At 33.1% G+C, this 16,021-nt stretch carries 17 protein-coding genes; 12 read left to right on the top strand and 5 right to left on the bottom strand.

Annotated elements, in window-relative coordinates:
• Positions 1-22: 22 nt before the first annotated feature.
• From SAMSHR1132_RS01600 to SAMSHR1132_RS01610, 3 genes are read left to right on the top strand one after another with little or no spacing between them, the layout of a single operon-like run.
• Positions 23-949, top strand: a complete 927-nt coding sequence (locus SAMSHR1132_RS01600) for a VOC family protein (RefSeq protein ID WP_001028197.1) — start codon at positions 23-25, stop codon at positions 947-949.
• Positions 950-962: 13 nt separating this feature from the next.
• Complete coding sequence (locus SAMSHR1132_RS01605) at positions 963-2,024, top strand: LLM class flavin-dependent oxidoreductase (protein ID WP_001086057.1); 1,062 nt, start codon at positions 963-965, stop codon at positions 2,022-2,024.
• A gap of 13 nt (positions 2,025-2,037) precedes the next feature.
• The gene (locus SAMSHR1132_RS01610; protein WP_001028437.1) at positions 2,038-2,604 is read left to right on the top strand and encodes an NADPH-dependent FMN reductase; all 567 of its coding nucleotides are present in this window, start codon (positions 2,038-2,040) and stop codon (positions 2,602-2,604) included.
• Between the two features lie 58 nt (positions 2,605-2,662).
• Here SAMSHR1132_RS01610 and SAMSHR1132_RS01615 read toward each other — a convergent pair whose 3' ends face one another.
• Positions 2,663-3,658 carry a YeiH family protein gene (locus SAMSHR1132_RS01615; protein WP_001218506.1) on the bottom strand — a complete coding sequence of 332 codons (996 nt, stop codon included), beginning with the start codon at positions 3,656-3,658 and terminating at the stop codon, positions 2,663-2,665.
• Positions 3,659-3,940: 282 nt separating this feature from the next.
• On the opposite strand from SAMSHR1132_RS01615, the gene SAMSHR1132_RS01620 reads away from it, so the two are divergent.
• The 4 genes from SAMSHR1132_RS01620 to SAMSHR1132_RS01635 all read left to right on the top strand — a co-directional run bounded on the left by SAMSHR1132_RS01620 (position 3,941) and on the right by SAMSHR1132_RS01635 (position 8,525).
• On the top strand, positions 3,941-4,486 hold the full coding sequence (locus SAMSHR1132_RS01620; RefSeq protein WP_000467647.1) for a GNAT family N-acetyltransferase: 546 nt from the start codon (positions 3,941-3,943) through the stop codon (positions 4,484-4,486).
• A gap of 265 nt (positions 4,487-4,751) precedes the next feature.
• The gene (gene efeO, locus SAMSHR1132_RS01625; protein WP_000736705.1) at positions 4,752-5,606 is read left to right on the top strand and encodes an iron uptake system protein EfeO; all 855 of its coding nucleotides are present in this window, start codon (positions 4,752-4,754) and stop codon (positions 5,604-5,606) included.
• A complete protein-coding gene (gene efeB / locus SAMSHR1132_RS01630) occupies positions 5,603-6,832 on the top strand; it encodes an iron uptake transporter deferrochelatase/peroxidase subunit (protein ID WP_000186233.1) in 1,230 nt (409 codons plus the stop codon). Before efeO ends, efeB begins: the two co-directional genes overlap by 4 nt.
• Complete coding sequence (locus SAMSHR1132_RS01635) at positions 6,813-8,525, top strand: FTR1 family iron permease (RefSeq protein ID WP_000683613.1); 1,713 nt, start codon at positions 6,813-6,815, stop codon at positions 8,523-8,525. Before efeB ends, SAMSHR1132_RS01635 begins: the two co-directional genes overlap by 20 nt.
• 91 nt (positions 8,526-8,616) lie before the next feature.
• On the opposite strand, the gene tatC is transcribed toward SAMSHR1132_RS01635, so the two are convergent.
• The 3 genes from tatC to SAMSHR1132_RS01650 all read right to left on the bottom strand — a co-directional run bounded on the left by tatC (position 8,617) and on the right by SAMSHR1132_RS01650 (position 10,054).
• On the bottom strand, positions 8,617-9,318 hold the full coding sequence (tatC, locus tag SAMSHR1132_RS01640; protein WP_072467280.1) for a twin-arginine translocase subunit TatC: 702 nt from the start codon (positions 9,316-9,318) through the stop codon (positions 8,617-8,619).
• Between the two features lie 19 nt (positions 9,319-9,337).
• A complete protein-coding gene (locus SAMSHR1132_RS01645) occupies positions 9,338-9,565 on the bottom strand; it encodes a twin-arginine translocase TatA/TatE family subunit (RefSeq protein ID WP_096001300.1) in 228 nt (75 codons plus the stop codon).
• A 99-nt stretch (positions 9,566-9,664) separates the two neighbouring features.
• Positions 9,665-10,054: a DUF1398 domain-containing protein gene (locus tag SAMSHR1132_RS01650; protein ID WP_000886006.1), complete on the bottom strand. Its 390-nt coding sequence runs from the start codon at positions 10,052-10,054 to the stop codon at positions 9,665-9,667.
• A gap of 273 nt (positions 10,055-10,327) precedes the next feature.
• Here SAMSHR1132_RS01650 and SAMSHR1132_RS01655 point away from each other — a divergent pair, with 273 nt between their 5' ends.
• Genes SAMSHR1132_RS01655 through SAMSHR1132_RS01670 form a run of 4 tightly spaced genes read left to right on the top strand, consistent with a single transcriptional unit; the run spans position 10,328 to position 12,737 of the window.
• The gene (locus SAMSHR1132_RS01655; protein WP_001246008.1) at positions 10,328-10,531 is read left to right on the top strand and encodes a helix-turn-helix transcriptional regulator; all 204 of its coding nucleotides are present in this window, start codon (positions 10,328-10,330) and stop codon (positions 10,529-10,531) included.
• Positions 10,528-11,241, top strand: coding sequence for a DUF3169 family protein (locus SAMSHR1132_RS01660; RefSeq protein ID WP_000698748.1), 714 nt, complete (start codon positions 10,528-10,530; stop codon positions 11,239-11,241). Before SAMSHR1132_RS01655 ends, SAMSHR1132_RS01660 begins: the two co-directional genes overlap by 4 nt.
• Positions 11,242-11,265: 24 nt before the next feature.
• Positions 11,266-12,108: an ABC transporter ATP-binding protein gene (locus tag SAMSHR1132_RS01665; RefSeq protein WP_000209545.1), complete on the top strand. Its 843-nt coding sequence runs from the start codon at positions 11,266-11,268 to the stop codon at positions 12,106-12,108.
• Positions 12,108-12,737 (top strand): ABC-2 transporter permease, encoded by a 630-nt coding sequence (locus SAMSHR1132_RS01670; RefSeq protein WP_000677806.1) that lies wholly within the window; start codon positions 12,108-12,110, stop codon positions 12,735-12,737. Before SAMSHR1132_RS01665 ends, SAMSHR1132_RS01670 begins: the two co-directional genes overlap by 1 nt.
• Before the next feature lie 397 nt (positions 12,738-13,134).
• On the opposite strand, the gene SAMSHR1132_RS01675 is transcribed toward SAMSHR1132_RS01670, so the two are convergent.
• Positions 13,135-14,268, bottom strand: a complete 1,134-nt coding sequence (locus tag SAMSHR1132_RS01675) for a low temperature requirement protein A (RefSeq protein WP_000248404.1) — start codon at positions 14,266-14,268, stop codon at positions 13,135-13,137.
• A gap of 522 nt (positions 14,269-14,790) precedes the next feature.
• Between SAMSHR1132_RS01675 and SAMSHR1132_RS01685 the strand changes: the two genes are divergently transcribed.
• Entirely contained in the window at positions 14,791-15,969 is a 1,179-nt protein-coding gene (locus tag SAMSHR1132_RS01685; protein ID WP_000170233.1) for an acetyl-CoA C-acetyltransferase, read from the top strand.
• Positions 15,970-16,021 lie beyond the last annotated feature (52 nt).

The following is a 16,021-nucleotide window of genomic DNA, read 5'->3' on the forward strand; positions in this document are numbered from 1 at the left end:
TTATACTAATAGGAGGGATTATATGAATATAGTAGGGCATCATCACATATCTATGTATACAAAGGACGCAAAACTTAATAAGGATTTTTACACAAATATACTCGGATTAAGGTTAGTAGAGGTATCGGTTAATCAAGATAGTCCGACGATGTATCATTTATTTTACGGTGATGAAATTGGATCAGCTGGCACACTTTTAACATTTTTTGAAATTCGAGATGCAGGTCATAAGCGCCAAGGTACTGAGTCTATTTATAGATTGTCTTTATTAGTACCAGATGCTGAAGCACTTCAATTTTATGAATCACGTCTTCATGAAAATAGTATCAAGACAGAACGTTTAAACTATCTTGGACAAGAGGCAATTGCTTTTAAAGATGTAGATGATTTAGAAGTGCTTTTAATTGCAAATGATGATTATGAAATCCCGCATAAATGGAAGGCTAATACTTATAGTGACATTCCTGAGCAGTATCAAATTTTAGGGTTAGGACCAGTGGAATTAAGAGTAAGAGATGCGAAACGTACGATTGAATTTTTAGAAAACATATTAGGATATCAAATGAAAAAAGGATTTGAACATAGTGTAATGACTATTGCACCGCAAGGGCTATATTCTGATTTTGTAGTTGTTGAACAACAAGGTGAACGTGAAAGACCTGGACGTGGTTATATCCATCATATTGCAGTAAATACACCGAAATTGAGTGATTTAAATGCAATTTACAAGAAATTACAGCTACAACCACAAAATAATTCAGGTATTATAGATCGTTATTTCTTTAAATCTTTATATTATCGACATAATTCAATTATGTATGAATTCGCGACTGAAGAACCTGGATTCACTGTAGATACATCTGTTGAAAATTTAGGAAATAAGTTAAACTTGCCGGATTTTTTAGAAGAGAAACGTGAACAAATAGAGCGTAAGCTAGACGAAAGGTAAAGGAGCATATCATATGGCTAAATTAGATATGAACAAACGAACACCGTTAGAATTTGGAATATATTCATTAGGCGACCATTTATTAAATCCATTCAAAGGTGAAAAAATAAGTTATGAGCAACGTATTAATGAAATTATTGAAGCAAGTAAGTTAGCTGATGAAGCGGGCATTGATGTCTTTGCAGTTGGTGAAAGTCATCAGGAACATTTTACGACGCAAGCCCATACAGTAGTATTAGGTGCCATCGCTCAAGCTACAAAAAATATTAAAGTCTCAAGCTCATCAACTATTATTAGTGCAACAGATCCTGTACGAGTATTTGAAGATTTTGCGACATTAGATCTAATTTCGCATGGCAGAGCTGAAATTGTTGCGGGTAGAGCATCAAGAACAGGTATCTTTGAATTATTTGGCTATGATTTAAAAGATTATGATGAATTATTTGAAGAAAAGTTAAATCTACTTTTAGAGTTAAATAAAACAGATCGCATTACGTGGTCTGGAAAATATCGACCAGAACTTAGAAATATGAAAATATTCCCAAGACCTATCGATGATACATTGCCAATATGGCGTGCTGTTGGCGGACCTCCTGCAAGTGCAATTAAAGCTGGTAAACAAGGTGTGCCTATGATGATTACTACTCTTGGTGGTCCAGCAATGAATTTTAAAGGTTCAATAGATGCATATCGTCAAGCGGCAACTGAAGCAGGTTTTGATGCTTCTCCTGAGTCACTGCCTGTAAGTACAGCAAGTTTATTTTATACAGCGGAAACAACTCAAAGTGCTATGAGAGAATTTTATCCACATTTGAATACGGGAATGTCATTTATTCGTGGTGTTGGATATCCAAAACAACAGTTTGCTAATTCTCCGGATTATCGTGAAGCATTAATGGTTGGAAGTCCTCAACAAATTATTGAAAAGATATTGTATCAACACGAATTGTATGGTCATCAACGCTTTATGGCACAGTTAGATTTTGGTGGTGTACCTTTTGAAAATATTATGAAAAATATTGAGTTAATTGGTAACGAAATCATACCAGCCATTAAAAAGCATTTATCAAAATAGGAGGGGTGTCATGATGAATATTGTATTATTGTCTGGTTCAACAGTCGGTTCCAAAACGAGAATTGCTATGGATTATTTGAAAAATGAATTAGAAGTAAATAACGAGGGGCATCAAATAGAGTTGATGGATTTACGAGATCTTGAATTAGAGTTTAGTGTCGGAAAGAACTATTTAGATACTTCAGGTGATGTATACAAATTGACGACATCTTTAATGCAGGCTGATGTGATTTTTATCGGTTTTCCAATTTTTCAAGCTTCCATACCTGGTGCTTTGAAAAATGTGTTTGATTTACTTCCAGTCAATGCATTTCGTGACAAAATAATTGGACTGGTAGCTACAGCAGGTTCTAGCAAACATTACTTAATTCCTGAGATGCATTTAAAACCAATCCTTAGTTATATGAAAGCACATACGATGCAAACTTATGTATTTATTGAAGAGAAAGACTTTTCGAATCAACAAATCGTTAATGATGATGTTGTATTTCGTTTAAAAGCGTTAGCGCAATCGACAATGCGAACTGCTAAAGTACAGCAGCAAGTGATTGAAGAAGAAAATAACCAGTATGACTTTTAAAATATAAAAATAAGACGCTCGGTACACCAAATTAGTGATTCCCTGAGCGTCTTTTATATTAACTATATAACCAATGAACTACGATAAGGGCAAGTGAAGACAAGCATATTGAAGTAATAACAATAGTGATAAGTGGTTTGAGTGCACGATTTTTAAGGTCTTTAAATGCCACATTTAACCCTAAAGCAACCATTGCCATTAACAAACAAATTGTTGATACAGTGTTTAAAATATTTAACAATGCTGGTGGAATAGTTACATATGTATTTACTAATGCCATAATAACAAACCCAATTAAAAAGTATGGAATGCTAATACGGCCATTGCTAGATGATTCTGATGAACGGAAACGCATAATTAAAATGAGTACGATGGTTAATGGAATCAGTAAGAATACTCTACCAAGTTTACCTAGAAGTGCAATTTTAAGAGCGTCACTACCACCAAATCCGCCTGCTAAAACTACGTGTGCAATTTCATGAAGACTTACTCCAGACCAAGCGCCATAAACGTTTGTCGACATTGAGAAGATAGCGTAGATTGCTGTATAAATAAGTGAAAATATCGTACCAATCAATGCGATGATGCCGATACTAATAGCCGTATCCTTTTCGCGTGATTTGAATATTGGCGCAACTGCAGCAATGGCAGCAGCACCACAAACACCTGTACCGACACCAAGTAATAATGCGATATTTTTATCGCCATGTAATAATTTGTTAACGAAGAGCATCATTACAATACTAAAAATTACTACGCCTACATCAATGGCCAATAGTTTACTACCTTGACCGATAATGTCGAATATATTGAGTTTAAGTCCATATAGAATAATTGCAAATCTCAATAAGTATTTAGATGAGAATGTAATACCTGAGCTATATTTTTCTGGGTAACCTTTAAAATGTCGATATAGAATAGCGATTAATATCGCGATAGTTAATGCACCGACTTTATCTAATATTGGTAATTTAGCTACTAAAAAACTAAATAAAGCCACAATAAATGTTAATGATAGTCCAACAATAAAATGCTTGTTTTTCGATAGTGCCATGTGCTGTGCCCCCTTTAATAGCATTTTAGCACTGTTTTGTCGTGTTTTTAAATATAAAATTGGAATAATTAATAAATAGATATTCAGTTTAAGTTGTGTGATAGGGAATAGGGTGATGTGTAAGAAGCGCTACATAATAAATCATTAGTGGTTCTTTATCATTTCTATTTCGCTCCCTTAGTTGATAGAAAACAAATTTAATATGCAAGGTGCAATATCAATATGTTATTATAGTGATAATTTACAGAATTATATGAAAAAAACAAATGAGGGTGTGATGGTATGTTTGGAATGAAAGTGAATGAACAAATAACATTAAAAATTTTAGAAGCTCATGACACAGAAGCACTTTTCAATTTAATCAATCGTTCAAGAGATTCACTTAGGGAATGGTTACCTTGGGTAGATGCAACTGAGCAATCATCAGATACAAGTGCGTTTATTAAAAGAGGGCTGTTGCAATTTGCGGGTGGTAATGGATTTCAGTGTGGCATTTGGTATGAAGGAACGCTAGCGGGTGTTGTCGGTTTACATGAAATTAATCAAATGCACAGAAAAACATCGTTAGGCTATTATTTGGATAAACAATTTGAGGGTCAAGGTGTTATGACACAAGCTGTAGAGGCGTTGATAAAGTATTGCTTCGAAGAGATTGACTTAAATCGAATTGAAATAAGTGCCGCAGTTAATAATGAAAAAAGCCAAGCTATTCCTGAACGATTGGGTTTCACTAAAGAAGGTAAGTTACGGGATAATGAATTATTAAATGGTGTTTATTCATCGAGTTACGTCTATAGCTTATTAAAATCAGAATATAATCAAAAATAACAAATTGAGTAATAAAAGAGTGATGACATTTAAAATGGTATCGCTCTTTTATTTATTATATAAAAATAAAAGGTTGTTGACAGTATTATTTTATAACAATATAATGATTTTGATAATTATTATCAACTAGATGATGTTCATGGGAGGATGCTTTAAAACAACCGTTTTAAGTGCAGTGTATTATTTCAGCGTGTAGGGAATGCTTGATAATACAAATGAGAACATATCTATGGAGATAATAGAATTTCTATAATGAGGTGTCAAAATGAAAAAATTATCAACGCTATTATTAGCATCAACGTTATTAATTGCTGCATGTGGGAACGACGATAGTAAGAAAGATGATTCAAAGGCATCGAAAAAAGATGACGGTATTAAAGCAGAGTTAAAACAAGCAACTAAAGCATATGATAAATATACGGATGAACAGTTGAACGAATTTTTAAAAGGAACAGACCAATTTGTTAAAGCAATCGAAAATAATGATATGGCTCAAGCAAAATCATTATATCCAAAAGTGCGTATGTATTATGAGCGTTCAGAACCGGTTGCTGAAGCATTTGGTGACTTAGATCCTAAAATTGATGCGCGTCTAGCAGACATGAAAGAAGAGAAAAAAGAAAAAGAATGGTCAGGATATCATAAGATTGAAAAAGACTTATATGAAGATAACAAAATTGATGATATGACTAAAAAAGATGCACAACAATTATTAAAAGATGCTAAAGAGTTACATGTGAAAGCAGACACATTAGATATTACACCAAAATTAATGTTACAAGGTTCTGTAGACTTATTAAATGAAGTTGCAACTTCTAAAATTACAGGTGAAGAAGAGGTTTATTCACATACAGATTTATATGATTTTAAAGCGAATGTTGAAGGTGCACAAAAAATTTATGATTTATTCAAGCCAATTTTAGAGAAAAAAGATAAAAAATTAAGTGATGATATTCAAACAAACTTCGATAAAGTAAACCAACTTTTAGATAAATATAAAGATAAGAATGGTGGCTATGAATCATTTGAAAAAGTATCGAAGAAAGATCGTAAAGCATTTGCCGATGCGGTTAATGCATTAGGAGAGCCATTAAGTAAAATGGCTGTGATTACTGAATGACAAATTACGAACAAGTGAATGACAGCACACAATTTTCAAGACGGACATTTTTAAAAATGTTAGGCATTGGTGGTGCCGGTGTTGCTATTGGAGCAAGTGGTGTGGGTAGTGTTTGGTCTTTCAAATCGATGTTTAATACTCCCGAAGATCCAGAAAAGGATGCATATGAATTCCATGGGAAAGTGCAACCAGGGGTAACGACGCCTACTCAAAAAACATGTCATTTTGTAGCATTAGATTTGAAATCAAAAGATCGTGATGCGATTAAGTCGATGTTTAAAAAGTGGACTGTGATGGCCGATCGAATGATGGACGGAGATACGGTTGGTAAAGCAAGTAAGAATCCGCTAATGCCACCAATAGACACTGGTGAAGCTATAGGTCTTGGTGCGAGTAAATTGACTCTTACATTTGGTATTAGTAAATCGATGATGAAGAAAATAGGATTTTCCGGTAAAATTCCTGATACTTTCAAAGATATACCGCATTTTCCAAATGATCAATTGGAAGAGGATTTCAGTGATGGGGATATTATGATTCAAGCTTGTTCTAATGATTCGCAAGTTTCATTTCATGCAGTCCATAATTTAGTACGACCTTTTAGAGATATCGTCAAGGTACGCTGGGCGCAATCTGGTTTTATTTCTGCTAAAGGTAAGGAAACACCTAGAAATTTAATGGCGTTTAAAGATGGAACTATTAATCCTAGAAAAAATAATCAACTGAAAGATTATGTGTTCATTGATGATGGATGGGCGAAGCATGGCACATATTGTATAATTCGACGTATTCAAATACATATTGAGACGTGGGACCGTACAGCGCTTGAAGAACAAGAGGCGACATTTGGGCGCAAGAGACATAGCGGTGCGCCGTTAACAGGTGGCAAAGAGTTTGATGAAATCGACTTAAAAGCGAAAGATAGTCATGGCGAGTATATTATTGATAAAGATGCCCATACGAGACTAGCGAAAGAAGCCAATACGTCAATATTACGTAGAGCATTTAATTATGTTGATGGTACAGATGAACGTACTGGTAATTTTGAGACAGGCTTACTTTTCATTGCTTTTCAAAAAGCGACAAAACAATTTATCGATATACAAAATAATTTAGGTAGTAATGATAAGTTAAATGAATACATTACACATAGAGGTTCTGCTTCATTTTTAGTATTACCAGGTGTTAGTAAGGGAGGATACCTTGGTGAAACATTATTTGATTAAAATTGTAGCGACGATAATTACTGTAGTAACGGTATTTAGCTTTGGGTTATTGAAAAGTCAGGCGGCAGAGCAACAAAGTGTTAGTGATATATATAGTGTAATAACGGATGCAAAGTCTGCACTTTCGAGTTCATCTATGTCTAGAGACAGTAAAAAAGATGCAGTTAAAAAAGTTGTAAGTAGTGTGGAGAAACTATCGCTTGATGACAACAATGAAGGAAATGCTGTTAAATCAGACGTGAAAAAACTTAAAGATGCAAAATCGAATGCTGATCAAATAGATGCATTGTCACAATTGACGAAGTCATTAATTGCTTATGAGGAGAAGTTAGCTAGTAAAGATGCGGGTTCTAAAATTAAACTGTTGCAACAGCAAGTCGATGCCAAAGATGCAGCGATGACAAAGGCTATTAAAGACAAAAATAAAGCAGAATTAGAATCCTTGAACAATAGTTTGAATCAGATATGGACTAGCAATGAAACAGTGATTCGTAATTATGACGCAAATCAATATGGACAAATTGAGGTTGCACTTCTGCAACTTAGAATTTCGATCCATAAGGAGCCTTTAGATACGACAAAAGTAACACATGCATGGACAACTTTTAAATCAAATATTGATCATGTCGATAAGAAAAGTGATACGTCTGAAAACAATCAATATCATGTATCGCAGTTGAATGATGAATTAGATAAAGCGATTAAAGCAATCGACGATAATCAATTGTCAGATGCTGATACAGCACTTACACATTTTATAGAAATTTGGCCATATGTTGAAGGTCAGATTCAAACTAAAAATGGTGCTTTATATACTAAAATTGAAGATAAGATTCCATATTATCAAAGTGTTTTAGACAAACATAATAAATCGCATGTAAAAGATGGTTTAGTAGATATAAACAATCAAATTAAAGAGGTTGTTGGCCATAGTTATAGCTTTGTCGATGTAATGATTATCTTTTTACGTGAAGGACTAGAAGTATTGTTAATTGTAATGACATTGACTACTATGACGCGTAATGTCAAAGATAAGAAGGGTACTGCAAGTGTGATTGGTGGTGCAATTGCCGGACTTGTATTAAGTATCGTTTTAGCAATTACATTCGTAGAAACACTAGGAAATAGCGGTATTCTTCGAGAAAGTATGGAAGCGGGATTAGGTATCGTTGCGGTTATATTAATGTTTATCGTTGGTGTTTGGATGCATAAACGTTCAAATGCGAAACGCTGGAATGATATGATTAAAAATATGTATGCCAATGCGATTAGTAATGGTAATTTAGTATTGTTAGCGACGAATGGTTTAATATCTGTGTTGCGTGAAGGTGTCGAGGTTATCATTTTCTATATGGGGATGATAGGCGAACTAGCGACCAAAGATTTTATCATAGGTATTGCTTTAGCCATCGTTATATTAATTATCTTTGCGCTATTATTTAGATTTATTGTCAAATTAATACCTATTTTCTATATATTTAGAGTGTTGTCGATATTTATTTTTATTATGGGATTCAAAATGCTTGGCGTAAGTATTCAAAAGTTACAATTATTAGGTGCTATGCCGAGACATGTCATTGAAGGATTCCCAACGATTAACTGGTTAGGATTATATCCAAGTTATGAAACGTTGATAGCACAAGTTGTATATATTATTACAGTAGCTTTCTTAATCTTTAAATTTAAAAAATAAAAAACAGGCCGAGTGCCTGTTTTTTTGTTGTGATATCGGTAATTTACGGTATTGTTGTATCACGATTATCGCAGTATTGTTTCGTATAAGGTCAATGTGTTGGCGGTTCAGCTCGGCATGTGAACTTAACAATGAACATACTGAACTCAAAGAGCAGTATGAGTGGCAATGTGAGTAATATATTTAATGTTATGTCTGGTGGTGCAATAATACTTGCTAATACAAAGCAAGAGAAGTAAATATATTTTCGATAATGTTTCAATGATGCGATATCTATGAGACCGAATTTTGCAAGACCTACGAATAATATTGGCAATTGGAATAAAATGCCAAAAGTGAAAAGCCAACGAATAAGTTCAACTAAATATGCTTTAAAGCCAATCACAGGCGAAATATTCAAAGTACTTGATAATTTTAAAGCGAATTGAATAATCATTGGAAAGCCAATATAAAATGCAAAGGCGACACCGAAACTGAATAACAGTACGCTGAATAAACTATATTTATATATAAATTGACGTTCATTGTCATGTAAACCGGGCGCAACAAACGCCCACAATTGATAAAACATAATCGGTGAAATGAGACAAAATGCAATGAAAAATATAATCATCACATATATTTGAATCATTTCAGTGAATGAAAAAGCATGTAAAGTCACATGTGCTCGAGTAATATATGATATGACCAATGTCATCCACCAAAATGATGAAACATAAACGATGATGACTGCGATGATAAACGACAATAGTATTTTAACTAAGCGATGACGTAGTTCACTAAAGTGAACCATTAACGTGTGATCAGTGTTATTAATCTCGATCTCGTTGTTGCTTCGATTCCTTACTGGGTGTATCGTGAGACTCTTTGTCTAAATCTTCGGTTGCTGATTTAAATTCTTTTAAAGTAGAACCAATGGCACGTCCAAATTGCGGTAATTTTTTCGGGCCAAAAATAATTAAAGCGATAATGCTTATGACTACAAGACTTGTTGGACCTGTAATGCCTAAAATTAAAGTGTTAGTTATCATGATAATCAACCTCACTCAAAAGTAGTATATAGTACTTACTTTATACCGAACGATAATGATTATCAATAATATTTTATAAAATAATTGAAATATTGTTGTAAATATAGTTTATTGAGGAATAAGCTCTGAAATGACAGCTTGTTCTTTTAAATCGATATAAGTACAAGTACCCGCATGAATATCGATATGCCATTTATAAATGCCAGCTTCAGCCATTTCATCACAAAATGTTTCGAAATCTGTTTGTCCTTGTTGATGTCTAGTTAAGACGTCTTGAACCATTGCTTTGTTTGATTTTTTAGCAACAGGAATTGTACTTTTCACAGAGGAAGTAACAATATCATCTTCTGATTGATGTACGTATGTTGCTGTGCCATCTTGAATATTAACAATATTGTACGTCATACCCATATCCTTAAATGCTTTGAATAGTTTCGGGAAATCCACACCAGTAAATTGTTGATGTGCTTGTTGTATTGCAGATAATGTAAATGCCATAATAATCTCCTTTGAATGGTTTAATTTAGTGAAATGCGCTATTGAATTACTGTTTAAAAATGCGTGCATAACGTGCATATTACTAAAATTAGAATGTTGTTAATTATGAAGCAAGGTGTAACGAAAGTAAAAAAATATGACTTACAGGTGTTGAGAAATTCGAATCAGTATTTAATAAATTGATGCGCGGTGGAATTTTTTGTGTAAATTTGACAAATGTAGTTGTCAAAAAGACTAATATCATTTACATTAGGATTAAGGAGTTGATGCGATGTGCGTAATCGATTGAAAGAGTTACGAGCACGAGATGGCTTAAATCAAACGCAGCTTGCCAAACTAGCTGGTGTTTCAAGACAAACCATTTCGCTAATTGAGCGAAACAACTTTATGCCATCAGTATTAACGGCAATAAAGATTGCTCGCATTTTCAATGAAACTGTGGAAACGGTTTTCATTATTGAGGAGGATGAAGCATGAAAATACTAAGATATATCGGATATCTTTTACTGGGTGGAATTGTAGGTGGTATCATTGGTGGAATTTTAGGTAACTTTGATGGATTTGGTATTGAGAACATGACGTTTGCGACATATAACAATGTCGTTGTAATATCGATTGTTGCGACTATTGTCATCATATTGGTAGAAGCCATTGTTTTGATGAATCAAAGACGTGCATTGAAGTATAAGCGACTTGTAGATGAAGAGGTAGATATCGATGCAACAGATCAATATGAATTGCTTGCGAATCGTTATGTTTTAAATGGAAGTATATTAAGTATTCTGCAGACAGTTATTGCTTTTTTAGTATTGCTTATTTTTGTGATAGGGCACGCTAAAGCAGATGGAATGCTATTCTTTTTAATACCATTTTTTGTTAGTGCTATTTTCAATACACAATTTACGCTGTTTGATAGAAAATTTGATGATAGAATGCCAAAAATTGCAGATAAGAATTACATTGAAAAGCGATTGGAAATATTGGATGAAGGTGAACGCCATATAGAATTAATTGCATTATTTAAAACTTATGCGATTAACTTATCGTTATTAATATTAGCAATTATTTTTATAGGGTCTTATTCAATTGCTACAGGAATTAATCAAAGCTTCAGTTTGCTACTTATCATCGCTATTTTCATATATAACGCCTTTAGTTATTTATTGAAGAGAAGACGTTTTTATTAAAATTAAACAAAGAGGAGCATGGATATGACAACATTGTTAAATGTAGATCGTGTGAATAAACAATACAAAGCTTCGGATTTTAAATTACAAGATGCATCTTTAACGATTTCTACTAATGAGACAGTAGGATTAATTGGGAAAAATGGCTCAGGTAAATCGACATTAATTAATATATTAGTAGGTAATCGCCATAAAGATAACGGTAGTATTATATTTTTTGGAGAAGAACATGGTGCGGGTGATGTCGAATATAAAGAACATATAGGTGTCGTATTTGATGATTTGAGAGTACCTAATAAATTGACTATTAAAGATATTGATAAAGTATTTCAAACTATTTATACAAGTTGGAATAGTAACAAATTCTTTGATTTAATTAAGTATTTTGAGTTACCACTACAAACTAAAATTAAAACTTTTTCAAGAGGAATGCGAATGAAAGTTGCTTTAACGATTGCACTTTCTCATGATGCGAAGTTATTAATTTTAGATGAAGCAACAGCGGGTATGGACGTTTCAGGAAGAGAAGAAGTAATGGAGCTTTTAGAAGATTTTGTTGCGCAAGGTGGAGGTATCTTAATTTCATCTCATATATCTGAAGATATTGAACATTTAGCGGATAAATTAGTGTTTATGAAAGATGGACGAATGATTTTAACTGAACAAAAAGATATACTGCTAGCACAATATGGAATTGTAACGACGGAAGATAAAGATGTTAAAATTCCCGATCATTTAGTTATTGCTTCTAGATTATCAAAGGGTAAATATCAAGTTTTAGTTAAAGATTATGCAGAAATTGAAAATGTAGAGCCTTTAAAACACATAGATGACGCAACAAAAATCATAATGCGAGGTGAAGTATAATGAAAGGTATGTTACTAAGTAGTTTTTATGCAACGAGAAAGCAAACATATATTTATTTTATAGTCGCTATCATAGCTGCGGGATACTTTGCAGTATTTAATCCGTTTATGAGTTCTGCAATGGCTGGGGTTATGTTAATCACACCCATTACTGATAATATTAAACATGAAAAAGACTCTAGATGGATGTACTATGTATCTACTTTGCCAGTTAAACGAAGTGATTATATTAAGTCATACTTTGTCTTTTATTTAATCTTATTCGGTGCAAGTTTAATGATTGGATTAGTTGTGACTACGATTGTGACCCAAAGTGTGATGATTGGTATTATGTCATGTTTAATGAGTTTTGGAATCATAGGAGCGTACTCTATCATTTTCCCATTGACATTTAAATTTGGCGCTGAAAACTCCAATGTCATTATGATATTTGCATCTATACTACTACTTATTTCTTTCGTGGTCTTTTTCTTTATATATGGTATGGTTAGTGGTGCATCTGCATTAGAATTTGAAAAAATTAGCACTGAAGGGTGGCTAGTTGTCATTGCATATGCGGTCATTGGTATAGTTATAACAAGTGTTTCTTATATATTGTCTATTAAAATTTTTAACAAGCAAGAACTATAATTGTCGACCTTAGCGTGATGATAGTAGGTGAAATAATATTTAGAGCAGGTGATAAATCAGTACGATAGTCATCTGTTCTTTTTGTTGAGGAATGATGTGTAGAGATTGATAGGTGCATGTGTCATATCTTTATAATTGTCATCTGTCGTCCAATTTTTAAATACAGATTAAAATTTGTCGAATGATTTATGGGAATTGAAGTTTATATAGCAATTAATTTGTTTGTATAGTTAATTTAACTACACGTATCATTTGATGATTATATACGTTAATGATTTCCTTGGAAATATTTAAAAACCTCGATCATGTATCACAACTGAAATTTGTCAAAAAAGTATAATGTGAAGTTCGACACTTTTGGATTCAGTTCAAATACTTTGACCGAGGTAAATACTATTTAGTCATGTTTATTACGTAAACGTTGATTTTTAAAATAAATCAGCATGATACAGAAGGTTGCAATTGATACCGAGATAATCATTACTTGATCATGTCCTTTAAATAAAAGGCTGATAATATAAGACACAATGAGTATACCTAGTGAATAAGTAATATATTTTGCGTTGGTTAGTTCGTTATGGAAATAAGGTGTGATTAACCATAAACCAATATAGAAAATTAAAACGCTAATGTACATCATATTAATTTCAAAAAAGTCATTTAGTTTATTGTTATTACTAAAAACAATTGCAGCATTAATCACACCTAAAGCGATATTGATTAATAAATGCGTATATGACAAACGAAAGCCAATAGAAGTTAATTTATGATTAATATAATTTTCAGTAATAATCCAATATACACCAAAAAGGCTAATTAAAATCATGAATTGGAATATATAAATATAACTAAAATGATCAATGCTAAATGATGACGAAGCTAAACCAACAAGCACTTCACCAAAAATGATAATTGTTAATAAAGAAAAACGTTCTACTAGGTGCATCATATTAACAGGTGATAGCACGAGATACTTCTGGAATGGAATAAGTCCAGTTGCTGCAATGAATACGCCTAAAAATCCAGGGATATAATGGATACTTTGTGGCAGTACTAATGATAAAAATGATAAGAATGAAATTACAAAAGCTACAGTAGCAAAGGCTTGGCATGTACGCTTCTCGCCATAATCTAAACCGGTACGTATATGTAACAAGTACTGTAAACCAATACTTAGATACATAATTGCAACACATAAGAAGAATGGGAAGAATGTTTTTTCAAAGTCTGGATATAAACTATTAGATAGAAAGACCATGATAAACATGTTGAACATCATAAACGAAACGTCTTTAAATGTGACTTGACCAAATCGATTTGTAAAAAATGTTTGGTGAGACCACATTAACCATAAGAATAAACTCATGACGATATATTTGAAAAATAATTCAGCTGAAATAGAACCATTTTGTGTTGTTAAAATCACATGTGCTATTTTTTGAATTGCATAAACGAAGATTAAATCAAAGAATAGTTCATGAAATCCTGCACGTTTTTCAGATAAATGTTTTGGCGTTAATGTATTAACCATGAAAATTTAACTCCTTTTGGATGTATAATTAATTTTTTAAGTATACTATGCTTCTATTATAGTGAAAAGGGGCTTTTTAAATTTCAGTATCGATGAAACGTTTGAAATAGTTGATATGGAGATAGTTTCGAAATTGATGACATTATAGTTGTTGTAACGATGGATGTGAAGGTATAACGAAGTCAACAGTCATAAAGTGGCGCCATAATTAACTGGAAAATAATCATAGCGTTGTACCTGATTGTAATGAAAATTTGTGGTAAATTAATTAATAATTTTGTACTATAGATGAGGATGATAGAGCAAAAATTAAAGTGTGAATTGTTAGGATGAAAACGGTTGCGTTTCTAATTGCCCAATCAAATTACTACATTGTATAATATGTCTTGTTGAATGAATAACAAGGATTGAAAATGTAATATCGGTAGCAATAGGATTCATTAATTGTATGTTAATGAAGTGTTGGTTCATAAGACATGTTAGTTATAAAAATTGTATATATCATAAGGAGATGAATATTCCATGACGAAAGTCGTATTAGCAGCAGCATATAGAACACCAATTGGCGTTTTTGGAGGAGCATTCAAAGATGTACCAGCCTATGATTTAGGTGCGACTTTAATAGAACATATTATTAAAGAAACTAGTTTGAATCCTAGTGACATTGATGAAGTCATTATTGGTAATGTACTTCAAGCAGGACAAGGACAAAATCCAGCTCGTATTGCTGCTATGAAAGGCGGTTTGCCAGAAACAGTACCTGCATTTACGGTGAATAAAGTATGTGGTTCAGGATTGAAGTCAATTCAACTAGCGTATCAATCTATCTTGACTGGTGAAAATGATGTCGTGATAGCTGGTGGCATGGAGAACATGTCTCAATCACCAATGCTTGTCAATAACGGTCGCTTTGGTTTTAAGATGGGTCATCAAACGATGATTGATAGCATGGTATATGATGGATTAACGGATGTATTTAACCAATACCATATGGGTATTACTGCTGAGAATTTAGTAGAACAATATGAAATTACAAGAGAAGAACAAGATACATTTGCTGTTAATTCTCAAAGAAAGGCGGCAAATGCGCAACAAAATGGTGGATTTGACAGTGAGATTGTTCCGGTATCAATTCCACAACGTAAAGGTGAACCAATCGTTGTTTCAAAAGATGAAGGTGTTCGAGGAAATGTCTCTATTGAAAAATTAAGTCGTTTAAGACCAGCTTTCAAAAAAGATGGGACGGTTACAGCAGGTAATGCATCAGGAATTAATGATGGGGCTGCTATGATGTTGGTAATGTCAGAAGACAAAGCCAAAGAATTAAATATTGAACCATTAGCAGTAATTGATGGTTTTGGAAGTCATGGTGTAGATCCTTCAGTTATGGGTATTGCACCAGTAGGAGCTGTAGAAAAAGCATTAAAACGCAGTAATAAAGAGCTGAGCGATATTGATGTATTTGAATTAAATGAAGCATTTGCAGCTCAATCATTAGCTGTAGATCGTGAGTTGAAATTGCCAAAAGAAAAAGTAAATGTTAAGGGTGGTGCCATTGCATTAGGGCATCCAATAGGGGCATCAGGTGCTAGAGTATTAGTAACGTTATTACATCAATTAAATGATGAAGTTGAAACTGGATTAACATCATTATGTATTGGTGGCGGACAAGCAATCGCTGCAGTTGTTTCGAAATATTAATAATTAGAAAACAGGTTATAGCAACAGTGTTGGATACACGTTGAAATAACCT

It is taken from the genome of Staphylococcus argenteus (assembly GCF_000236925.1).
GTDB classification, from domain to species: Bacteria; Bacillota; Bacilli; order Staphylococcales; family Staphylococcaceae; genus Staphylococcus; species Staphylococcus argenteus.